Source organism: Magnetovibrio sp. (assembly GCF_036568125.1).
Classification (GTDB): Bacteria; Pseudomonadota; Alphaproteobacteria; order Rhodospirillales; family Magnetovibrionaceae; genus Magnetovibrio.
Map to the genome: position 1 here is coordinate 384,796 of NZ_DATCTF010000010.1, position 21,321 is coordinate 406,116.

Consider the following 21,321-nt stretch of genomic DNA (forward strand, 5'->3'; position numbering starts at 1 on the left):
ATGAATAAGATTGCGAGCGCAAAACCCGGCGAGGCGCATGGTCGCGTCGCCGTGGTTGATATCGGATCGAACAGCGTGCGGCTGGTGGTCTACGATGCGCCGACGCGCTTGCCGATCCCCATGTACAACGAAAAGGCTCAATGCGCGCTGGGGCGAGGCCTCGGCGCCAGCGGGGTGCTGCATCCGGCCGGTGTGGAATGCGCGCTGAGCTCGATCAAGCGCTTCGTCGGCTTGGCCAAGGCGATGGGCGTGGCGGAATTGGAACTGGTCGCCACGGCGGCGGTTCGTGAGGCCGCTGACGGTCCAGAATTCGTCGCCCGCATTCACGATTCCATCGGTCACGATATCCAAATTCTCAGTGGCGAGGACGAAGCCAAATACGCGGCCCTGGGTTTGCTGATGGGGGTGCCGCGTGCCGATGGTGTGATTGGCGATCTGGGCGGCGGTTCGCTCGATCTGGTCGGTTTGGAAAGCGGTTCGTTCACCCATTCGGCGACCTTGCCGTTCGGTCACATTCGGTTATCCGAAGCCGCCGAAGGCAACCCGGAGCGCGCCCGCGCGATCGTGCTGGAGGCCCTGTCCGAACTCAAATGGTTGAAATCGGTCAAGGGCCGCACATTGTACGCTGCGGGTGGTTCATGGCGCGCGCTGGCGCGCATCCTCATCGATCAGACCAGCCATCCGCTGCACGTGGTCGACAACTTCACCATCGGTGCCGAGGCGGCGTTGAAGATCATGCATCTGATCAGCGGTGCAGGTCGGCATTCGCTGGACCTGATTCCCGGCGTGCCGAAAAAACGTGTCGAGACGTTACCGTTCGCCGCCGCCGCGCTGGAAGGCATGCTCGTCGTCAGTCAAGCCGCGAAGCTGCAGTTTTCCGGTTTCGGTATGCGCGAAGGGGTGTTGCTGTCGTGCCTGCCCGATACCATGCGTCACCAAGATCCATTGCTCAGCGCGTGCAAAACCATGGCCGAGCGCACCGGGCGGTTTTCCGTCAAAGGCCGTGAGATGCTGGAATGGATGGCGCCGCTCTATCCGGACGAAACCCCGGCCGAACAACGCTTGCGCTACGCCGCGTGTTTGATGAGCGATATCGGCTGGAACGAACATCCCGATTACCGGGCCGAACACTCGTTCCTGCGCGTGCTGCGCGTGCCCTATGCCGGCTTGACCCATGCCGACCGGGCGTTGTTGGCGTCGACGGTGTACGTGCGCCAAAACGGCGATCTCGGCGATCCGCTGATCCGTCCGATCCTCGGCTTGCTCGACGTCGGTCAATTGTCGTGGATTAAGGTCACCGGTCTGGCGTTGCGCCTCGCCCACACCATCTCCGGCAGTGCGCCGGGCGTGCTCAACAAAACCAGATTGGAACTCGGCGAGGACAACCTCCAACTCCTGGTCGACGAAGAAGACCGCGACGCGCTGCTCAGCGAAGCGGTGCAACGCCGCCTCAAAACCCTGGGCCGCGCCTTGGGACTGAAGGGCAAGATGGAATAAGGTCTCTATCCCTCATACGCCGCCCGCATCGCCGCGATCGCTGCGAGTTTTTGTTCCAGTCTCGACCAATCGTCGTTTTGCGCGATGGCGTCCCAGATGTGTTCGACCTCGTCGATCAACATGGTGCAGGGCCGGTCGCCTTGGAAGTAGGCGTGATCCGGCGTGATGCCGTCGGCAGGCGCGCAGGTGGCGAGGTCCCGGACCAGGTTTTTCAGGGGGCCGTCGGCATAGGTTTGACGCGCGATGTCTTTACGGGTCGCTGCGGTGCCGCCGTAACAATCGAAAAACACCTGTTCGAACGGGGCTTCGGCTTTGTGCATGGCGGGGAACAGTCGCAGGCCGAGTTCCAGGCGCTTGCCGTCTTGCGCGTCGATGCCAAAGCGGCGGCTCAACGCCGTGTTGAGCGCGCGGTTGAAGGCGTCGTCGAAGCCCGCCAGGGCGTTGGAGAGGTCTTGTTCAGCGGCGAACGGGGCGAAGCATTCCGCCAAGCGTGAGACGTTCCACAGCACCGCTTCGGGCTGGCGGCCAAAGGCGTAGAGGCCGAAATCGTCGAAGTAGGCGGCGGTGAAATTGGGGTCCATCTGGGGCAAGAACCGCCAAGGGCCGTAGTCGAAACTTTCCCCGGTGACGTTGATGTTGTCGGTGTTCAAGACGCCGTGCACGAAGCCCGCGGCGGTCCAGTCGGCGGCGGTGCGGGCGGTGTTCGTCGCCACGCGGCGCACCAGCTCGACGGACAGTTCGGCCATTGGCGCGTCGGCGTCGATATCCGTCAGGTAATGCTTGGCGACGTGGCGGGCCAAGGTCTCGATTGCGTCCAAGTCTTGGTGGTAGGCGTGGCGTTGGAAGCTGCCGATGCGCACGTGGCCGTGGGACAGACGCACCAGCACCGCGCTGCGGGTCGGCGACGGTTCGTCGCCGCGGGTCAACGCCTCGCCGGTTTCGACCACGGAAAAGGTTTTTGAGGTGTCGACGCCCAATGCTTCGAGCATTTCGGTGGCGAGGATCTCGCGCACCGCGCCTTTCAAGGTCAATTTGCCGTCTCCGCCGCGCGACCACGGTGTGCGTCCGCTGCCCTTGGTGCCGAGATCGAGCAAACGGCCGTCGAGCGGATCGCGCAACTGGGCGAACAGGAAACCGCGCCCGTCGCCGAGATCGGGGTTGTAGTGGCGAAACTGGTGGCCGTGATAGGCCAGCGCGATGGGTTCGGGCAGGTTGTCGGGCAAGGCCTTGAATTGGGCGAAATGATCAACCCAGGCGTCGTCGTTCAAATCGTCCAAACCGACGTGATGGGCCCAGCGCTGATTGCGAAAGCGCAGCTCGTGCTTGGGAAATTGCGCGGCGGGTACGGGCTGAAAAAAGCGCGGTCCCAGATCAAGGTGAGTTTGGGATGCGGTGTATTTAGATGGCGCGCGCATGGTCAGCCTTTAAACGTTGGGGCAGGAATGTGCGCTATATGTGAGGTGAGGCGGGGGCGGTTTCAACCGCGACGTCAAAGGGGTTTTCGCCACACCGTCGCCAGCCACGGTTGTTGATGACGGGGCAAACCCGGCGGGCGGAAATAGTGACGAATTTCGACGAAGCCTGCGGTGGTGACGAAATCGCGCCACGTGTCGATGTCGTGGTAACAGCCGTAGCGTTCTTGATTGAAGCCTTCCTGGTTGTCGCCGCGCGGGTTGGAACAAAACAACACCCCGCCGGGTTTCAGCGTGGCGTAAAGTTCACTGAGCACGCGCGGCAGTTCGCGGCTGGGCACGTGAAACAGGGATGCATTGGCGAACACCCCGTCGAAGCGCTCAGTGGGCAAATCGAGGGCGAGGAAGTTTTGGTGCCACACGTCGCAGCCGGTTTCGGCGTGGGCCATGGCGACGAACTGTTTGGACCCGTCCAGGCCCACGGCTTCGATCCCTTGGGATTTGAAGTAGGCCAAGTCGCGCCCCGGCCCGCAGCCGAGGTCGAGCACGCTGTGCGGCGGCTCGCCCTGCAGTTCGCTGAGCAAGGCGTCGTAGTTTTGCGTCACGTCGTGATCCCAGGTGCCTTCGCGAAAGCCCTTGGCGGAACGGTTGTAATGATTGAGCGTGCGTTCCGCCGCGCGGGCCACATCGTCATCGGTCAATTTCGCGGACATGTTGGAATCCTCTTTATGAGCCTTTGCCGTTGACGTTGACGTCGAATTGCAGCGCCGCCAGATGGGCGTAAAGCGGGCTGGATTCGAGCAACTCCTGATGCGTGCCGGTGGCGACGATGCGGCCATGGTCGACCACCGCGATGCGATCCGCGCCGACCACGGTGGCGAGGCGGTGGGCGATCACCAAGGTGGTGCGCCCGGCCTTGAGTTTTTCCAACGCCGCTTGCACCAACCGTTCGCTTTCCGCATCCAGGGCGCTGGTGGCTTCGTCCAGCAACAGCACCGCTGGGTCGCGCAGCAACGCACGCGCCAGCGAAATGCGTTGGCGCTGGCCACCTGAAAGACGCACACCCTTTTCGCCCAAGAACGTCGCGAAGCCTTCGGGCAATTGGTCGAGGAATTCCGCCGCTGCCGCAGCCTCCGCCGCTTGACGTACGGCGGCGTCATCGGCGTCGGGGCGGCCATAACGGATGTTGTCCCAACCGTTGGCGCCGAACAGCACCGGATCTTGCGGCACCAGGGCGAAGCGTTCGCGCAGGTCCTTGGGGTCCGCCGTGCGCACGTCGACGCCGTCGAGCATCACGCGCCCGCCGCTGGGGTCGTAAAAGCGCAGCAGCAACTGAAACACCGTCGACTTGCCCGCACCAGACGGGCCGACCAGGGCCAGGGTCTCGCCCGGCTTGACGTCGAGGGTGAAGTTGCTCAGCGCCGCTCGGTCGGGGCGCGAAGGGTAATGGAAGGTGACGTCGTCGAAACGGACCTCGCCGCGCGCAGGCTGGGGCAGGGCTTGCGGTTGTGCCGGGGCCTTGATGTCTGATTCGGATTCCAGCAATTCGATCAGGCGTTCGGTCGCGCCGGCGGCGCGTTGGAGTTCGCCGTAGACTTCGCTCATCACGCCGACGGAAAAGGCCACCAGCGTGGCGTAATAGATGAACGCCGCCAATTCGCCGCCGGTGATGTCGCCGGCCAGCATCTGCCGACCGCCGATCCACAAGATTACCCCGATGGCGCCGAACACCAACACGATCACCACCGCCATCAACGCGGCCCGGGTGCGGATGCGAATGATGGCGGTGTCGAACGCATTGGCGACTTCCGCGCCGAAGCGTTTGCGGTCGACGTCTTCGTGGGTGAAGGCCTGCACCGTGGACATGGCGTTGATGGTTTCTTCAGCGAACGCGCCGACGTCGGCGACGCGGTCCTGGCTGGCGCGTGACAGTTTGCGCACGCGCCGTCCGAACACCAAAATCGGCACCACCACCACCGGCACCACCAGCAACACCATCGCGGTCAAGCCGGGGTTGGTGATGAACAGCATGATCACCCCGCCGACCAGATTGAGCGCGTTGCGCAATGCCACCGAGGCGCTTGATCCGATCACCGATTGCAGCAAGGTGGTGTCGGTGGTCAGGCGTGAGAGCACCTCGCCGGTCTTGGTGGTTTCGAAAAATCCCGCATGCAGGCTCATCACCTGGTCGAACACCGCCCGGCGCAAATCCGCCACCACCCGTTCGCCCAACCACGACACCAGATAAAACCGCGCATAGGTGCCCAGCGCCATGATTACCGCCAGCGCCAGCAGCAGATACAGCGCGCGGTCCAACGCCTGCGCGTCGCCGTCGGCAAAGCCGCCGTCGATCAGGCCCTTGAGCCCTTGGCCGAGCCCCAGTACCGCCAGTCCGGTAACGACCAGCGCCGCCGCCGCTGCGATGACGCGCGGCGTATAGGGTTTCAAGAACCCGGCCGTGCGGCGAAGATAACGGAAGTCGCGACTTTTGGGTCGGTCGAATGCGGCGCTGTTTCTGGCCAATGCTCAAATCCCAATGAAAAGAAGCGTGAGGGTTGGCCTTATATGGGGGTGCTTGAAGGCTTCAGCAACGCTGGAAGCTCAATCGCCGTTGGGGTTGTCCAGCAGAACGACTTTTTTGTTTTTGATGGCAAGGCCCATTTCGCCTGAGCGCAGTTTGACGGCGGCTTCGCCGAACATCTCGTAACGCCAGCCCTTCATCGCTTCGACGTCGGCATCCGCGCCGAACGCGGCGATTTTGTCGATGTCGGCGGAATTGGCGATGAGCTTTTGCGCCACGCCTGTTTCTTCGCAGATCATCTTCAAAAACACCTTCAACAGGTCCGACACCGGACCGATGCCCGACGGCAGGTCCACGGGCTTGGGTGTTTGCGGCAACTCGTTTTCGGGGATCGACAGCGCGCGCTCGACGGCCTTGAGGATTTCCGCGCCGGCGGGACCGTTGGCCATGCGATCGCCCAGTCCGCGGGTGCGCGCCAGATCGCCGGCGTTTTTCGGCGCGTGGTGGGCGATTTCCATCAAGGCGTCGTCGCGCAGGATGCGGTTGCGCGGCACGTCGCGGCGCTGCGCTTCGCGTTCACGCCACGCGGCAAGTTCCTTGAGCAGTGCGGCCACGCGGGGTTTGGGATTGCGCGCCTTGATGCGTTTGAAGGCTTGATCGGGATCGCCTTCGTAGGTGGCGGGTGAGCGCAGCACCTCCATTTCCGATTCCAACCACGTTTCGCGGCCGTTGCGTTCCAGTTGCTTGGCCAGCTTGCGATAGGCGTCGCGCAGGTGGGTGACGTCCGACAGCGCATAATGGATCTGTTTGTCAGACAATGGGCGGCGGGACCAATCGGTGAAGCGCGACGACTTGTCGATGCGCGCCTTGGTCAACTTGGCGATGAGGTTTTCGTAACCGACCTGATCGCCGAAGCCGCACACCATCGCCGCGACTTGGGTATCGAACAAGGGGGCGGGAACGTGGCCCATCAGGTGGTAGAAAATTTCCAGATCCTGGCGCGCGGCATGAAAAACCTTCAAGGTTTCCTGCGCGTCCATCAGATCGAACAGCGGCGCTAGGTCGATGCCCGGCGCCAGCGCATCGATGGCGGCGGCGTCATCGGGACCCGCGACTTGGACCAGGCACAACTGCGGCCAATAGGTGCTTTCACGCATGAACTCGGTGTCCACGGTGACGAAGGGCGTGCCTTTGAGCGAATTGCAGAACTGGATGAGGTCTGCCGTTTTGGTGATTAAAATCATGATGGTTCCGCTTTTACACGGTTTTGGTTAGATTCGGAACCGTCAAATAAAAGCCACGTTTGAGCCCTTAATATCCCTTGTGAAATTGTGGTAAATTCCGCCCCGGCATTCAGCTTGTGGTGGATCGGGAAGCATTTGAGATGAATACGTCCAACGCGGTGAAGCTTGAAGACATCGTCGGTCATCCCGTCAGCGTGGAAGAATCCTGGGATGTCGCCGATTACCTGTTGGCGTGCTTGACCCATGTCACCAACGCGCGGCCTTTGTTCGGTGTGTTTTGCACCGAAACCGGACGATTGATCTGGACCGCCGGCGGGGCCGAGTTTCACGGCCTTTTGGATGGCGGTGATCCCGATGGGGCGATTACGGATTTCGAACCGTTGATGGCGGCGTTTGGCATCGCCTCGGGCGTTTCCAGCTTGATCGTACAAGACGCCAGCCAATTGTCGCCGGGCGCGGCGATGACGATCCTCAAGCCGTTGTCGGGCACGGACGGGAAACGGTTTCGCATGGTGTTGCGCCGCCGCGATGGCGGGCGGCAGGATCAGGTGCAGTTTTCCCTGTTCGACGTCACCGCGTTTCAGGATGTGGCGCGGCGCACCCGCACTTTGGCGCAGGCGTTGGTGAAAGGGCTGGATGTTCCCACAAGTGATCATCCCAGTACGCGGGCGTTGCTGGACAGCGTGATCGAAGATCTGCCGCGCCTGTTCGCCGGGCAAGGCGACAGCGAGATTTCACGGTTGAGCGCCGACATGAGCGGGCGCGTCACGACGGTGGCGGAACGCATGGTGGCGATGCTGCGCACCTTTGAAATGGGCGATGCCAGCGACCACTGGCGGCCGATCGACCTCAATCCCAGTTTGCGGCCGATTATTTCCGCCCACAACGCGCCGATCAACGACTGGCACGAACTACATGGCGAGGTGTTGCGTACGGTCGATGGCGCACCGGCGTTGATACCGGACATTTCCGAACAGGTCATTCACGCGCACAGTTTCGTCACGAACGCCGCCAGCACCATGTTGATCGCGCCCACCGAAGACCGATTTTTCGCCCTCAACGGTCCAGCGGCGGAACGTCACTTCACCACCGTCGAAGATTTGGTGCGCGCCATCGGCGTGGAAGAAAACTCCACCCGTACCGCGGTCGAATTTTTCTCCAACCTGAAAAACGAACCGGCGCTAAGTCTCTTTGCCGTCGGCGGCGAGAACGTCGAGGCTTGGGGGCGCCCAGGGCTTTACGGCGGGTGGCAAGCCATGCTGGTGCCGGTTCCCGCCCACGGTGCGGGACAGTCGATGCAAGACGGCGTCGATGTGCGTGGGTTGTTTCACGGTCTCAAAAACCTGCTGCTGCATCTTCAGGTCTTGTACGTGGTGCAAACCCGCGCCGATGTGGATCAGGTGCAAGCCGGATTGAGCGAGGCGGCGCGAAAAATCACTGAGCGTCTCGCGGACCTCGACGCCATCGCGCAAACCGGTCACCGCGCGCGCCTGCACCAAGCGGAAACCGTTGCCCAATGGTTGGCGGCGGCCAAGCGGGTCGGCGAGGAGCTTAAAGGCGAGGTCGAAATCCAATGCGACGGCATCGACCGCACGGTGTACACCCGCGCGCCGTCGGAAATGGAAGACACGATGGAAGAGTTGACCCGCAACGCTTTTTTGAACGGGGCGCGCAAAGTCAGCGTCAGCGCCGTGGGGCGCGGCGATCACTTGTGCATGACGGTGTTGGACGACGGTCCGGGCATGAGCGCGGCAAAGCTGGAACAGGTGCGCAGGGTGCTGAAAAACCGCGCCTACGACCCAGATCTTTCGACCCGCGCCGACGGAACCGGGAACGGTCTTTTGGCCGCCGCGAATGCCGTTTCGCGCTTTGTCGACGGGCGTCTCAGCGTCGATGTCGGCCCGGGCGGGCGCGGCGTGGAAATCGGCATTTCCATGAAGCTGCCCGCCTGATCGGACTTTTTGCCTCGTTTGCACAGTCTTTCCTTGACAAACCGCCCTCAAAGGTGTGCTTTTGCGCCGATTTCACGCGTGACGGCGGGTCCGTTTCCGCCGCCGTTTTCGCTTTGTTTTTGAGATGTAAGGATCATCGATGCACCCCTACCGTACACACACCTGTGGCGCGCTCCGTCTTGAAGATGCGGGCGTTGAGGCACGTATTTCGGGCTGGGTTCACCGCAAGCGCGATCACGGCGGTCTGTTGTTCGTCGACGTGCGCGACCATTACGGCATCACCCAGGTGGTGATCGATTCGTCTCACGAGCTGTTTGCCCAGATCGAAAGCGCCCGTCCCGAAAGCGTGATCACCGTCACCGGCAAGGTCGTGCAGCGCACCGAAGACACCGTTAACCGCGATCTGCCCACCGGCGAAATCGAAGTGGTGGTGCAGGACTTCCATCTCGAAAGCGCCGCCGCGGTGTTGCCGATGCAGGTTGCGGGCAACGAAGATTATTCCGACGAGATGCGCTTGACGCACCGTTACCTGGATTTGCGCCGCGAAAAGGTCCACGCCAACATCGTGCTGCGCAGCCAGGTGATCGCTTCGATCCGGCGGCGCATGACCGATCAGGGCTTCCTGGAAATGCAAACGCCGATCCTCACCGCCAGCTCGCCGGAAGGCGCGCGCGACTATCTGGTGCCGTCGCGCCAGCATCCGGGCATGTTCTACGCGCTGCCCCAAGCGCCGCAGCAGTTCAAGCAGTTGCTGATGGTGTCGGGCTTCGACAAGTACTTCCAGATCGCACCGTGCTTTCGTGATGAAGACGCCCGCGCCGACCGTTCGCCGGGCGAGTTCTATCAGCTCGACTACGAAATGGCGTTCTGTACCCAAGACGACGTGTTCAACGCCATCGAACCGGTGCTGCACGGCATTTTCGAGGAATTCGGTGGCGAGCGTGAAGTCACCCCGTTGCCGTTCCCCCGCATCGCTTACAAAGACAGCATGCTCAAGTACGGTTCCGACAAACCCGACCTGCGCAACCCGCTGATCATCACCGACGTCACCGAACACTTCGCCGGTGGCGGGTTCGGTCTGTTCGCCAAGAACATCGAAAAGGGCTCGGTGGTGCGCGCCATTCCCGCGCCGGGTGCGGCGGGCCACCCGCGCAGCTTCTTCGACAAGCTCAACGACTGGGCGCGTGAAGAGGGCATGGGCGGCCTCGGCTACATCATCTACGGCGAAGACGGCGAAACCAAAGGCCCCATCGCCAAGAACTTGGATGCCGATCGCGTCGCCGCGATCAAGGCGCAAACCGGCGCCAACGACGGCGATGCGGTGTTCTTCGTCTGTCAGACGGAAAACCTCGCCGCCAAGTTCGCCGGGTTCGCCCGCGACAAGGTCTGCGACGTGCTGGATATCCGCGAAAGCGGCAAGTTCAAATTCTGCTGGATCGTCGATTACCCGATGTACGAACTCGACGAAGAAACCGGCAAGATCGAGTTCTCGCACAACCCGTTCTCCATGCCTCAAGGCGGCATGGATGCGTTGATGGGCGACAACCCGCTGGACATTTTGGCCTATCAGTACGACATCGTGTGCAACGGCGTGGAATTGAGCTCGGGCGCAATTCGTAACCACTTGCCGGAAATCATGTACAAGGCGTTCGAGATCGCCGGGTATTCCAACCAGGTGGTCGAAGAACAGTTCGGCGGCATGCTCAGCGCGTTCAAATTCGGCGCACCGCCCCACGGCGGTTCCGCACCGGGCATCGACCGCATGGTGATGTTGTTGGCCGACGAGCCCAACATCCGCGAAGTCATCGCCTTCCCGATGAACCAGCAGGCTCAGGACTTGCTGATGGGCGCGCCCGCCGTGGCCAGCGATCATCAATTGCGCGAACTGCACATCAAGCTCGCGCCGCTGCCGAAGGCGGAAAAGAAAACCGCCGATGCGGGTGACGCTGAAAAGGCCCCTGAAGACAGCAAATGATGCCTGAGCGGGACCCTGCGGTTGAGTGGCTGGTGCGCGACATGCGCAGCCACCTGCGCAAACGTCCCAAACGTCATCAATTGTCGGATGCGGGCGCGTACGCCTTCGATCTTTATGAAACCAACACCGCGTCCATGCCGACGTACGAGCTGGCGTGCAAGGCCGGGTGCGGCAGCTGCTGCGCCGCCCACGTCGGGGTGGAGGTCGCCGAGGCCTTCGCCATCGTGCGCCACCTGCACCAAACGCGCACCCCGGACGTTTTCACCGCGCTGATGGCGCGGGTCGCGGAGATCGCCGCCGAGGTCGGCGAGCTCGATCCCGGTACGCGTTGGGTCAAGCAGGTGTTTTGCGCGTTTCTCGACCCCGATAGCCAGTCGTGCACCATTTATCCCGTGCGCCCGCTGGCGTGCCGGGGCTACAACAGCAACGATCTGGATGCATGCAACCTCTCGACCGCGAACCTCGATCACGATCAGCCGATCCCCGCCGACGCCGTGCGCATGCTGCGCGCCCAACAATTGCGCCAAGCCCTGGCCGAAGTCACGGCGCGCATGATCGACCAAGACGGCATGACCGATCACGCCGAACTGCACAGCGCCCTGACCGCCGCCCACGCTGCGGACAGCGAATTGGCGTGGATGAGGGCGAACAAGCACGGTTGATTTTATCGACGTTGAATCTTCTTCAAAAACGCGTCCAACGCGCGTCGTCCGGCTTCGATGACGGCAGGCTGTAAATCCGGGGTGGCTTCGAGCTCGGCGCGCACCTCGTCGGATTGGTATTTACAGATCTCGTTCCATTGCCGTTTGGCCTGGGCCATGTCTTGATGCGCGCCCGCGTCTTCGAGCAATTTGCGCACCACGGGGTAGGGATCGCGCGCGGTGTAATAGGCCTGGCTTTGATGCAACGGGGCCCATGAAAACGGACTGGTGAAGATTTTCGGATTGCACGCAAACGCGCTTTGGCGCGCGGCAAAGACACTGTAGGTCCAAGGCGTGACGCCGGTGTCGTCGGGCTCGTTGAGTGAAATCGCGACGCTCGGCTGGGCCAGTAGGGCCGTGACGATTTCGCTGAAACCCAGATAGGCGGCGAGGTTCAGCGGCGTCTTGCCCCACTTGTCTTTTTCCGTCAGTCCGGTGAGGTCGGGGCCGGTTTCGATGAACGTGTGCAGGTCGTCCAAGGCGGCCTGGGTGGCGATCTCATAGTCGTGCACGTCCTTGGTGGTCTGGCCGATCGAGGTGATGCGCAGGCGCAACTGGCCGATGATCTGATGGGGCGTTTTGAGGTGTTCCGCCGCTTCGGTGCCAAACGACAACATCACGCCGATCAAGATGGCCACTACGGGCGATGCTGCTTTCATGTTCCGCTTCCTCATCTTCAGCGCACGCAGCGCACCGCATTGTAAATCCGCACCGCGTCTTTCTGTCCGCCCAGCGATGTCCAACGGCTGGGGTCGCCGGTCTTCGGATCGCTCCGCTGCGCGCCCGCACCGTGGGTATCGATACCGCTCGAGGATACGCATTTGCCGAAGCACACGTAAGACGCCATCGAAATGTTGTCGCCGTGGGTGGTGGACGACCAAAACCACGCGCCCTTGTCGCTTTGACGCAGGTAACGTTGATCGAGCGCCGGATCGTTTTTGGTATAATCTACGATCGATTGCAGTTCCTTGACGTTGGGCAAGCGCCAATCGTCATGCCCGGCGAGCGCGAGGTTTTCGCAATACCGCAAAGCTTGGGGCCAGTCGCGGCTTTGTCCGTCGTCCGATTGCTGCCACGTCAAACCCAAGGCGCGATCCGTGACGGTGCCGTCACCGTTGTCGACGAAATCGTTCGCGCCCCATTCGGGGCCACTGACGCAGCGGTAGAACAATCCCGTGGGGCCGTGTGTCGGGGCTTGTTTGATGTGGCCGTCGAGGAAATTGTAAAAGAACGCCGCCTCCACGCCGGGGCGGCCGTAATGCACCCCTGTGTAGAGGGTCGAAGACCACGTCTGGCCCATCATTTGTGTGGAATGGGTCGCGGCGAAGCGGTCGCCTTGCAGCACGCTGGCGTCGGGTTCGGCCAGGTCGAAGACATCGTCGATGAAAAAACGTCGGCGTTGCGAGCCGCGAAAGTCCGCCAGGGAAAACAATTCCTTGATGGTCGGCAGCCGCCAGTCGGTGCGTCCGCCGATCGTCAAGCGCTGGCATGCGGCTTTCGCCTCGCCATATCCCAACCGTTTGGCGTGATGGGCTTTTTCCCACAACAATCCGGTGACGGCGTCGCGCACGGTGCCGTCCGCATTGTCGGTGTAACTGGGGGCGGGGCCGTGATAGTGCGCGTCTTGGCCATACAAGGCTTGGCCTTTGCCGGGGCAGGCAATTTTGGCGGTGGTGGAAAAGCAACTGCCTTGCTGGGTGTCGGGCACGCGGCTGGAAACCGTCTTCGCGCCGGCGAATTTGGCCGCGATGTCCGCACCGTGGGGGCGCATGGTTTGTGGGCTGCCTCCCGGTGCTCCTCCCGGGCTGCCGCCAGGACCACCACCACGGGGCATGCACAGTAACGTGCCGGCTTGTCTCGGCGGCATGCCGCAAATGCCGGACATTTGACCGCGTGGCGTTACAAAACGGCACGGCGCATCTTGGGATTTTCCGACGCAGGCTTGGCGGGCTTCGGGGGGCGGGCCCATGCCGGGGCCGCCCTGTTGAGCCCAGGCGCTGACGCCTGCAACGCCGGTACCCATAATGCTAGCACCGAGTAGTAGGGTGCGGATAAAAGACATGCGGTTTCTCCCAAGGGTGCGGACGTCGAGTATGTCACGGTTGTACGCTGGGCGTAAGGCGTCCCGCCACCATGCCGGGGCTGAGCGGAGCGTGGCATGGGGGCGGGACGGAAGGTCCCCTGAGGTCAGGGAACCGACATTAGGCGAGCAAGCTCGCGGGCGGTTCGATACGCCGCAAAATCGATAGGATGTACAAGGCGCGTTCCTTGGCTTGGCTGGTGGCGGGGGCGAAGCGGCGTTCGAAGTCGAGCTTTTGTTCCCACACCTGAACGAAATCTCGGGGCTGGTCGGGCAATGCTTTTTCACCGGTGAGCGCGCCGATGGTGCGGGCGAAATCGGGATGCAGGTCGGGCTGAAAAACCAATTCGACGTGTTCTTCCCAGCTCAAGATGCCGCTGGCGTAAAGATCGAGGCTCAGGGCCTGCATCTGGCGCGGCGTGATGGCGCGGGCATTGATGTTGGCGAGGATTTGCTTCAGCGGGCTTTCCATCAGCACGCGGCCGCTGCCGGGCACCTCTTGCGGCGGTTTGGCGGGTTCGAACACCACCACGTTGCGGCCCGGTTTGCGCGCGGGCTTGCTTTTTGGCGGCCAAATGACGGGCTTGGTCGGGGTGCTCACGGTTTCAACCTCCATCCGAAACCGACGGAAAAAAAGACCGCCCGGCCACGAATGTGGCTGAGGGCGGGAGTTGGGGCTTGAGGGGTAAAGCGGTCATGGAAGGCTTATCCGTTCCGATCGGTGATGGGGGCGTGGTTTTAGCGTTATTGCAGCTCCTTCAAGGGCGTGCCGCCGGTGCGTACGCGCTTGGCTTCATACATGGCGCTGTCGGCTTGGCTCAGCAGGTGGTCATGTTGGTCGTCGGGGCCGAAGCGTTGAAAACCGAGGCTGGCGCGCACCGCGATATGCTTGCCGTTCCAGTTGACGTATTTGGTGTTGAGGATGTGCTTGAGAACTTCGGCGCGCTCCAGTCCGTTTTGCCAATCGGTGCGGGTCAATAGGACGGCGAATTCATCCCCGCCCAAGCGTGCCACCAGATCGTTGGGGCGGACGTTTTCGTTCAATGTGCGGACCACTTCGCGCAGCACATGATCGCCGGCGGCATGGCCGTAGGTGTCGTTGATCGGTTTGAAGCCGTCGAGGTCGACGTACACCAAAACCCCGGTTTCGCCGTAGCGTGCGGCGGCGGCCAAGACGCGCCGGAACTCCTGCTGAAAGCCGCGGCGATTATACGCCCCGGTCAAGTCGTCGGTATAGGCGAGGCGCTCCATCTCGTCGATGCGCAGGGCCTGGTGACGCAGTGTGCGATCCGTCGCCAGGGCGGCGCCGAGCGCACTTTCGGTCGCGTCCTTGCATCGGGCGAGGGTTTTATGGTCCAGGGTATGAGCGTCGTTTTCCAGGCAATCGCGCAAAAACGCCAACGCGGAAAGCAAGCTTTCGTTGGACGTGGCGTCCGTGTCGCGCGCCAGATCCCAGGCGTTGACCGGAAAGCTCAAGAGGTTGCCCATGATCCCAATCCTTTTCCCACACTTTCACCGTCCGGTTGATTTGATATGGACGGCGTTTTTTTGATCCGCGCAGCTCGCGAATGTTGCTTGTGGAAAGAGGCAACCTTTGTGCCAAAATAAAATTTGTTTAAAAACAATATGTTAGCTTGGCATCGGCTCGGCAAAAAATGCCGAGTGCGGCAAAATCTGCCGCCCTGTGGGCAGCGAATTCCGGGAGATGTTCGTAGGGGTATTGGATCGCGCCGTGGCCGAGATCAGGATGCGGTGGCCGTGGATTTCTTTGTGTCGGACGCGCGGGCTTTTTCTGCGAGCCACTGTTCCGTCCAGACCTCCGCCGGGTGGGGCTTGCCGAACAGGTAGCCTTGCAAAATGTCGCAGCCGTGGCTGGCGAGAAATTCGCTTTGCAATTCCGTTTCGACCCCTTCGGCAACAACCTTGAGCTTGAGGTTGCGCGCCATCGCCATGGTTGCGGCGCTGATCGCGTCGTCGTCGGACCCGGTGCCGATGTCGGCGACGAAGCTGCGGTCGAGCTTGAGCACCTGGATCGGCAACACCTTCAGATAGGCCAACGACGAATAGCCGGTGCCGAAATCGTCGATGGCGAGGCTGACGCCCAGAGAGCGCAATGCCTTCAACTGTTCGACCGCCAAGTGGGGATCGTCCATTGCGGCGGATTCCGTCACTTCCAATTCCAGGTCAGGCCCGGACAAACCATGAGTTTGTAGCACATTTTCCACCTGAGCCACCAATGTCGCCGAACGCAATTGATGCGGCGACAGATTGACCGCGACGCGGATGCCAGCGATGCCTTGACCTTTCCATTCAGCCAACTGTCGACAGGCTTCATCCAGCACCCAACTGCCCAGTGGTTCGATCAGGCCGCTTTCTTCGCTAATGGGGATGAACTTGAACGGTGGGACTTGGCCGCGGGTCGGGTGGTTCCAGCGCACCAGCGCTTCGACGCCGATCACTTCGCCGGTGGCGGTGCGAATTTGCGGCTGGTAGTAAAGTTGGAACTGGCCGTCGACCAGCGCGGTGCTCAGGTCGCGCTCCATGTCCAGACGATCCTGAGCCTCTTCGGTCATGGCGGTGGAGAAGAACTGATAGTTGTTTCGCCCCAGATCCTTGGCATGATACATGGCCGTGTCGGCATTTTTCATAAGCTCGTCCACAGTCTTGCCGTCGGATGGATACAAGCTGATGCCGATGCTGGGGGTCGAGTAGAGGTCGTGGGTGCTGATTGCATAGGGCGCGGCGAGATTTCGTGAAATCTTCGACGCAATCGTCGCCGCCGTCGAGGGATCGTCCATGCCGGTAATGACCACGACGAATTCGTCTCCGCCCTGGCGCGCGACGATGTCGCTTTCGCGTACGCAGTCCTTGAGCCGGTGGGCGACCTCGACCAGCAAGTTGTCGCCGATGTGGTGACCAAGGGTGTCGTTGATGACCTTGAAGCGGTCGAGGTCGATGAACATCACGGCGACGCGTTTGCCTTCGCGCCGCGCCGTCATCAAGGCTTGTTCGAGGCGGCTTTCGAGGCTGAAACGGTTCAGCAAGCCGGTTAGCGGGTCGTGGTGAGCCAGACGATAAATCCGTTCCTCGGCGGCTTTGCGTTCGCTGATGTCGGTGTAACTGGCGATGTGATGGGTTAAATGCCCGTTGTCGTCGCGGATGGTGGAAATTGCCGCCCACTTTGGATGAATGGTGCCGGATTTGTCGCGGTCCCAAATCTCGCCTTGCCAAAATCCGCTGTGATTGAGCGCGGCCCACATATCTTGATAGGTCTCGGGCGGGGTTCGTCCCGCCGAAAGGATTTTCGGATCTTGCCCGATGACATCTTCAAGGCTGTATCCCGTTAGTTGACAAAAAGCCGGGTTGGCGACCTGGATGCGGTTGTGCGCGTCGGTGATGAGCATCGCCTCGCCGCTATGCTCGAATGCGTTGGCGTAGAGATAAAGGGATTTTTGGGCCTGTTTGCGCTCGGTCAAGTCGATCAGGGTGGCGAGGAATTGGCCGTCGAATGTGATCCCGGAAAATTCTACGGTGCGGATGTCGCCGTTCTTGCAGGTGACATTGTATTCCATGGGCGGGATTTCGGTGCCTTCGCGAACCGAGCGTCCGACGGCGTCATTCCACGTTTCGATGACTTTGGCGCGATAGGCGTTATCGGGGTAGGCTTGGCGCCGCCATGAATCCAACGTCGGCGCATCCTCTTCGGTGTAGCCGAACATCTCGAGGAAGCGTTTGTTGCGAAAGTGCATGCGTTGCTGGTCGTCGACGAGAACCAATCCGACGGGAATTTCGTTGAGCAGGAATTCCAAGTGATTTTTGCTGTGTTGCAGTTCTTGGACCATCACTTGCAAGGTTTTGCCCAGGTGATTGTATTCCCGAACCATGCCGTCCCTATACGACACGGTGCTTTGCTGACTGTGTACGCGTGCGGCGTAATCCATCAAGCCGGAAAGCGACGGCAGCGCGACAAACCGGAATATCCACGCGGCAAGGGAAATAAACACAATCGTCAGGGCGAGTACGATCAAGGTGCCTTGTTGATAGTGACGGCGCAGATTTTGAAAACCGGTATTGGGTAGGGCGATGACCATGGTCAGGCGCGTGCCGGCCTGGTCTTGAAATAGGGGCGTGTGCGACAAGAAGTACGCGCCACTTTCCAATATGTCGCCGGTTTCGGCCAGCTTGACGGCCGCGGTCAGCTGTTCGATGGATTGCGCCGCGCCATATGTGTCGGTCGACAGCAATACCCCATCGGCCAACAGCGCCACACCGGATGCCGATGAGGCATCCTTCAATTCACGCAAGAAGGCCAAATTGTCGTTGAGCAGAATGCCCGCGCACAGCACACCTTGGACGCGTCCGATGGTGGTGCCAATCACGGGCACCTGATAGATCAGCGCCGCCAGCTCCTTACCGTTGTCGTTTGCGGTGACGATGCGCCAAGCGCGTTGTCCGATCGCCGACACGCTGCAGTTGATGGCTTTATGCAAGACCTTGCTGTTGATCAGTGGGGGGCTTAAATCCGCTAGCATCGCGCCAGTGCTGTCATGCAGCATCAATAGCTCGAAGTGCTGTCCCGCTTCGCCGTTGGTCCATTCGCTCAAGGCCGCTTGAAGAGCCGCGGAGTCATTGGATTTGAAGCCATTGATCAGGCGCGGGCTTTCGGCTTCGTCCACGATCAGGTGGGCGAGATAATCGAGTTTGTTCTTGGTCAACAGGTGGGCGGTTTTGTTACTGTGATCGAACGACCTTTGCACTTCGGCTTCGAGTGTTTCCTTGGAGCTGAAGTAATACAGAGAGACTTGCACCGCCGATAGGATGATCAGTGGCGCCAAGACCAAGGCCAACACCAAGGTCGTTAGTGATACCGAGCGGCGTGGCGCAGGAGTGTTGTTGTCGTTCTTTTGCATGTGCCTCATTGGCCGCTGTAGCGGAAAGCCCTGATCTCTAAGTCGTCGATGGCCGCAGGCGTGAGATTTTTCGTCACCAAAGCAAAATCGCCCGTGTACACGGTCGGCACCGCCCCTGGGGTGCCCGATTGGTCGAGCACGATCGCATCGGCCATGGCGACGCCATTGTCGTCGTTCATGCGCATCACGGTGACGTCGAGCTCACCTTTTTGGATGGCGGCCAATTCCGAGCTGCCGCCGCCCCAGCCATTGACCATGACTCGATCTTGACGGTTTTCCTGGCGCAAAGCGTCTGCGACGCCTAAGGCAAGATCGGTCGAACAGGCGTAGATGAATTTCAAATCGGGAAAATCTTTCAGCGCGGCCAACGCAGCCGTGCGTCCCGCTTCCTGGGTCGAGCCGGCATAGAAAAAGGCCTTCAAGTTCAGGTTGGGTACGTTTTTCATCGCAGCGACGAACGATTCACCGCGCATTTCGCTGATGTAGCCGCGCGACCAACACACCACTGCATAATCGCCGAATCCGCCGGTCGCCTTGACGAAGTGATCGGCAAGGATGCGCGTGCCGGTGACATGATCGAAGCCGACATAGAGAAACGGCTGGCGGTTATTCCAGGCTTTCAGCGGGGTGGTGACGTTTTGCAAGATCAGCTTCGGCGTGCCGTGTGCCAACACGCGCTCTATGAGCAACTTGTGGCGCTGTGCATCCAAAGTGAACACCAGATAGTCGGGCTTTTGTTCCAACGCCTGGGCCAAATGCTCGGCTTGTTTGCGCACTTCGATGGTCGGTTTGGTGAAGTACTTGTCGAGCACATAGGGTTGGCCCGCAGCCTTGAGGCGCGCTTCGAACGAGTCCACTGATCGCCGCCAGTAATCCGACGCTTGCAGCCCCGGATAAATCAACGCGATACGTACCGGCTTGGCATCTGCGACGGCGCGTGGAGGTTCTGACTGACGCACCACCTGCGCGAAGTGCGACATTAGTGTGCCCTGGCCTGGGTGGGTTGTGACAAAGGTGTCAACCGACATATACGACCCGGCATCCTGACCGAGTGCTGACCACGGCAAACCAAGCAGAGTGATTGCTGCAGCCCAAGCGGCCATGTGGAGTTTCGCGTTCAGGACGCGAAAATAGCGAATGTAGAATTGTCCCATGAACTCAAAGCCCATCGAAATATTATTATAGTTTTCCAGTGCGTTAGGTTCTTGTTTCGAACCCTTGTCCGACCTTGCGCCCTAACATTAGGACATTATGGAACAAGGGGGAAGCAATACTCGCTGAAAGCGATTACGATAATCTATGGTTGTGTAATGATTTCGCCGCACACCCAAATGGAGGTTGCGTAAGCCAGCTAAGCCCACAGCCACGCCGCGCCACGCACGCCGGAACTGTCGCCGTGACGGTTTTGCACCAGTTGGGTGTCGACTTTGTCGGAAAACACCCAGTCCCCCCAGAGTTTGGGGATGCGCTCGTAAAGCCGGGCGATGTTTGACAGGCCGCCGCCCAAAACGATCACGTCGGGGTCCAAGACGTTGATGACGCTGGCCAGCGCCCGCGCCAGACGTTGTTCGTAGCGTTGCAGCGTGGCTTCGCAGGCGGCGTCACCTTGGGCGGCGCGCGCGACGATTTCTGGGCTTACCAAGCGCGCGCAGGTGGCGGCGTGGTGGTCGTTTTCCATACCTGGGCCGGATAAAAACGTTTCGATGCACCCGTGTTTGCCGCAATAGCATGGCGGACCCGGGCGTTCGGAATCTTCGGGCCAGGGCAGGGGATTGTGGCCCCACTCCCCGGCAATGGCGTTGACGCCGGTCAGCGGATGGCCGCCGATGCTGATGCCGCCGCCGACCCCGGTGCCGAGGATCACGCCGAACACCACGGCCGGCCCGTTTTGTTGGTTTGCGCGTAAAGCCTCCGCCGCCGCACCGTCGACGGCTTCGGAAACGCTGAAACAATTGGCGTCGTTGGCGAGCCGCACCGTGCGCCCGATCGCCTCAGCCAAATCGTGGTCCAGCGGTTTGCCGATCAGGCAGACCGAATTGGCGTTTTTGATCAGTCCTGTCGCCAGCGACGCCGCGCCGGGAATCGCCACGCCAACCGTGGGCACTTCGATGCCGTCCATTTCGGCGGCAAGGGCGTCCAACCGCTTCACCAAGTCGGCGATGGCTTGAACGGTGGCCAGATAATCGCCTTGCGGGGTGGGGACGCGGGTGCGTTCGACCTCAGCACCTGTTTGGTCGAGCAAGATGCCCTCGATCTTGGTGCCGCCGAGATCGATGCCGATGCGCTTGGACGGTGAGTTTATGGACGGCGAGGCTGCGGTCACAACGCCCCCGTCATGTTAGTCGAGCAGTTTGTGCAGGGTTTTTTCGTCGGAAAACAGCGCCGGACGAAACATGCCGCGGATAAACCGCGCGCTGGGTGCGTGCGGCGCGTCCTTGGCGGCACGCACCGGCAAGGGATCGGGCACCGGGGTGACGGACAGAATATCGGCGCCGGGGAAAAATTGACGTGCGCGCACCGCGGCGACGGTGGCGCCCGGCGCGGTGATCATCTCGTAACTGAGGTGTTCCGAATCACCGGGACGAACCAAAGTAACCGTGTACCGCTTTTCCTGCGATTTCACATTCAAGTCGGCTTCGCTGCCGAGCACATTGCGTTCGAATGGTGTTTTCACGATCCAGCCCCCCAGGCCAGGAATTCATCGACGACGGACCGCGTCCAGGTTGTGGTGCGCACGTTTTCCTTCGGCTTTCCAAAGGTTTGCGCCCCCGAATCAAAGGTCCGTAAACGACTTCTTAACTATAATAGATGGAGTGTAGTGTCAATGGAGTGACTACTCCATATTGTACGGCCTACAATATATCGTAAGTCAAAACCAAGTTGAGACTGTCTCTGGAGAAAACAGAGGTTGAGCACTATATGTAGTGGTTCGGATTGCCAGAATGGCCCATAAGTTGACTGTGTCGGTGTGCATCGAGAGGCGAAATATGACCCTGATTGGGCGAATCGCTTTCAGCATTTCGGTGAAA

16 protein-coding genes are annotated in these 21,321 nt (G+C 60.9%); 4 read left to right on the plus strand and 12 right to left on the minus strand.

Going from position 1 to position 21,321, the window contains the following annotated elements; translation table 11 throughout:
- The gene (locus VIN96_RS06595) at window positions 1-1,497 is read left to right on the plus strand and encodes a Ppx/GppA family phosphatase (protein WP_331894819.1); all 1,497 of its coding nucleotides are present in this window, start codon (window positions 1-3) and stop codon (window positions 1,495-1,497) included.
- Between the two features lie 5 nt (window positions 1,498-1,502).
- On the opposite strand, the gene VIN96_RS06600 is transcribed toward VIN96_RS06595, so the two are convergent.
- The 4 genes from VIN96_RS06600 to rnd form a co-directional block, all read right to left on the minus strand.
- Window positions 1,503-2,912: a protein adenylyltransferase SelO family protein gene (locus VIN96_RS06600; RefSeq protein ID WP_331894821.1), complete on the minus strand. Its 1,410-nt coding sequence runs from the start codon at window positions 2,910-2,912 to the stop codon at window positions 1,503-1,505.
- 74 nt (window positions 2,913-2,986) lie between these two features.
- Complete coding sequence (locus VIN96_RS06605; protein ID WP_331894823.1) at window positions 2,987-3,622, minus strand: class I SAM-dependent methyltransferase; 636 nt, start codon at window positions 3,620-3,622, stop codon at window positions 2,987-2,989.
- Window positions 3,623-3,635: 13 nt separating this feature from the next.
- On the minus strand, window positions 3,636-5,432 hold the full coding sequence (locus VIN96_RS06610; RefSeq protein WP_331894825.1) for an ABC transporter transmembrane domain-containing protein: 1,797 nt from the start codon (window positions 5,430-5,432) through the stop codon (window positions 3,636-3,638).
- A 78-nt stretch (window positions 5,433-5,510) separates the two neighbouring features.
- Window positions 5,511-6,674, minus strand: a complete 1,164-nt coding sequence (gene rnd / locus VIN96_RS06615; RefSeq protein WP_331894827.1) for a ribonuclease D — start codon at window positions 6,672-6,674, stop codon at window positions 5,511-5,513.
- Between the two features lie 140 nt (window positions 6,675-6,814).
- Here rnd and VIN96_RS06620 point away from each other — a divergent pair, with 140 nt between their 5' ends.
- From VIN96_RS06620 to VIN96_RS06630, 3 genes are all read left to right on the plus strand, one after another.
- On the plus strand, window positions 6,815-8,626 hold the full coding sequence (locus VIN96_RS06620; protein WP_331894829.1) for an ATP-binding protein: 1,812 nt from the start codon (window positions 6,815-6,817) through the stop codon (window positions 8,624-8,626).
- 139 nt (window positions 8,627-8,765) lie between these two features.
- Entirely contained in the window at window positions 8,766-10,601 is a 1,836-nt protein-coding gene (gene aspS, locus VIN96_RS06625; RefSeq protein ID WP_331894831.1) for an aspartate--tRNA ligase, read from the plus strand.
- Window positions 10,598-11,263, plus strand: coding sequence for a YkgJ family cysteine cluster protein (locus VIN96_RS06630; RefSeq protein WP_331894833.1), 666 nt, complete (start codon window positions 10,598-10,600; stop codon window positions 11,261-11,263). Before aspS ends, VIN96_RS06630 begins: the two co-directional genes overlap by 4 nt.
- A 2-nt stretch (window positions 11,264-11,265) precedes the next feature.
- Here VIN96_RS06630 and VIN96_RS06635 read toward each other — a convergent pair whose 3' ends face one another.
- The 8 genes from VIN96_RS06635 to VIN96_RS06670 all read right to left on the minus strand — a co-directional run bounded on the left by VIN96_RS06635 (window position 11,266) and on the right by VIN96_RS06670 (window position 20,966).
- Entirely contained in the window at window positions 11,266-11,961 is a 696-nt protein-coding gene (locus VIN96_RS06635; protein WP_331894835.1) for a hypothetical protein, read from the minus strand.
- A 17-nt stretch (window positions 11,962-11,978) separates the two neighbouring features.
- Window positions 11,979-13,364: a DUF1566 domain-containing protein gene (locus VIN96_RS06640; protein WP_331894836.1), complete on the minus strand. Its 1,386-nt coding sequence runs from the start codon at window positions 13,362-13,364 to the stop codon at window positions 11,979-11,981.
- 139 nt (window positions 13,365-13,503) lie between these two features.
- The gene (locus VIN96_RS06645; protein WP_331894838.1) at window positions 13,504-13,983 is read right to left on the minus strand and encodes a hypothetical protein; all 480 of its coding nucleotides are present in this window, start codon (window positions 13,981-13,983) and stop codon (window positions 13,504-13,506) included.
- Between the two features lie 143 nt (window positions 13,984-14,126).
- Window positions 14,127-14,870 carry a GGDEF domain-containing protein gene (locus VIN96_RS06650; protein ID WP_331894840.1) on the minus strand — a complete coding sequence of 248 codons (744 nt, stop codon included), beginning with the start codon at window positions 14,868-14,870 and terminating at the stop codon, window positions 14,127-14,129.
- A gap of 254 nt (window positions 14,871-15,124) precedes the next feature.
- A complete protein-coding gene (locus VIN96_RS06655; protein WP_331894841.1) occupies window positions 15,125-18,292 on the minus strand; it encodes an EAL domain-containing protein in 3,168 nt (1,055 codons plus the stop codon).
- 5 nt (window positions 18,293-18,297) lie between these two features.
- A complete protein-coding gene (locus tag VIN96_RS06660; protein WP_331894842.1) occupies window positions 18,298-19,272 on the minus strand; it encodes a substrate-binding domain-containing protein in 975 nt (324 codons plus the stop codon).
- Between the two features lie 371 nt (window positions 19,273-19,643).
- Window positions 19,644-20,615 carry an ROK family protein gene (locus VIN96_RS06665; RefSeq protein WP_331894843.1) on the minus strand — a complete coding sequence of 324 codons (972 nt, stop codon included), beginning with the start codon at window positions 20,613-20,615 and terminating at the stop codon, window positions 19,644-19,646.
- Between the two features lie 15 nt (window positions 20,616-20,630).
- Window positions 20,631-20,966, minus strand: a complete 336-nt coding sequence (locus tag VIN96_RS06670; RefSeq protein WP_331894845.1) for a hypothetical protein — start codon at window positions 20,964-20,966, stop codon at window positions 20,631-20,633.
- Between the last annotated feature and the right edge of the window lie 355 nt (window positions 20,967-21,321).

Excerpts from the sequence above, each read along its gene's own strand:
- VIN96_RS06595 (WP_331894819.1), top strand. The coding sequence starts at position 1 with ATGAATAAGATTGCGAGCGCAAAACCCGGCGAGGCGCATGGTCGCGTC.
- VIN96_RS06600 (WP_331894821.1), bottom strand. The coding sequence starts at position 2,912 with ATGCGCGCGCCATCTAAATACACCGCATCCCAAACTCACCTTGATCTG.
- VIN96_RS06605 (WP_331894823.1), bottom strand. The coding sequence starts at position 3,622 with ATGTCCGCGAAATTGACCGATGACGATGTGGCCCGCGCGGCGGAACGC.
- rnd (WP_331894827.1), bottom strand. The coding sequence starts at position 6,674 with ATGATTTTAATCACCAAAACGGCAGACCTCATCCAGTTCTGCAATTCG.
- VIN96_RS06620 (WP_331894829.1), top strand. The coding sequence starts at position 6,815 with ATGAATACGTCCAACGCGGTGAAGCTTGAAGACATCGTCGGTCATCCC.
- aspS (WP_331894831.1), top strand. The coding sequence starts at position 8,766 with ATGCACCCCTACCGTACACACACCTGTGGCGCGCTCCGTCTTGAAGAT.
- VIN96_RS06630 (WP_331894833.1), top strand. The coding sequence starts at position 10,598 with ATGATGCCTGAGCGGGACCCTGCGGTTGAGTGGCTGGTGCGCGACATG.
- VIN96_RS06635 (WP_331894835.1), bottom strand. The coding sequence starts at position 11,961 with ATGAAAGCAGCATCGCCCGTAGTGGCCATCTTGATCGGCGTGATGTTG.
- VIN96_RS06640 (WP_331894836.1), bottom strand. The coding sequence starts at position 13,364 with ATGTCTTTTATCCGCACCCTACTACTCGGTGCTAGCATTATGGGTACC.
- VIN96_RS06650 (WP_331894840.1), bottom strand. The coding sequence starts at position 14,870 with ATGGGCAACCTCTTGAGCTTTCCGGTCAACGCCTGGGATCTGGCGCGC.
- VIN96_RS06655 (WP_331894841.1), bottom strand. The coding sequence starts at position 18,292 with ATGCAAAAGAACGACAACAACACTCCTGCGCCACGCCGCTCGGTATCA.
- VIN96_RS06660 (WP_331894842.1), bottom strand. The coding sequence starts at position 19,272 with ATGTCGCACTTCGCGCAGGTGGTGCGTCAGTCAGAACCTCCACGCGCC.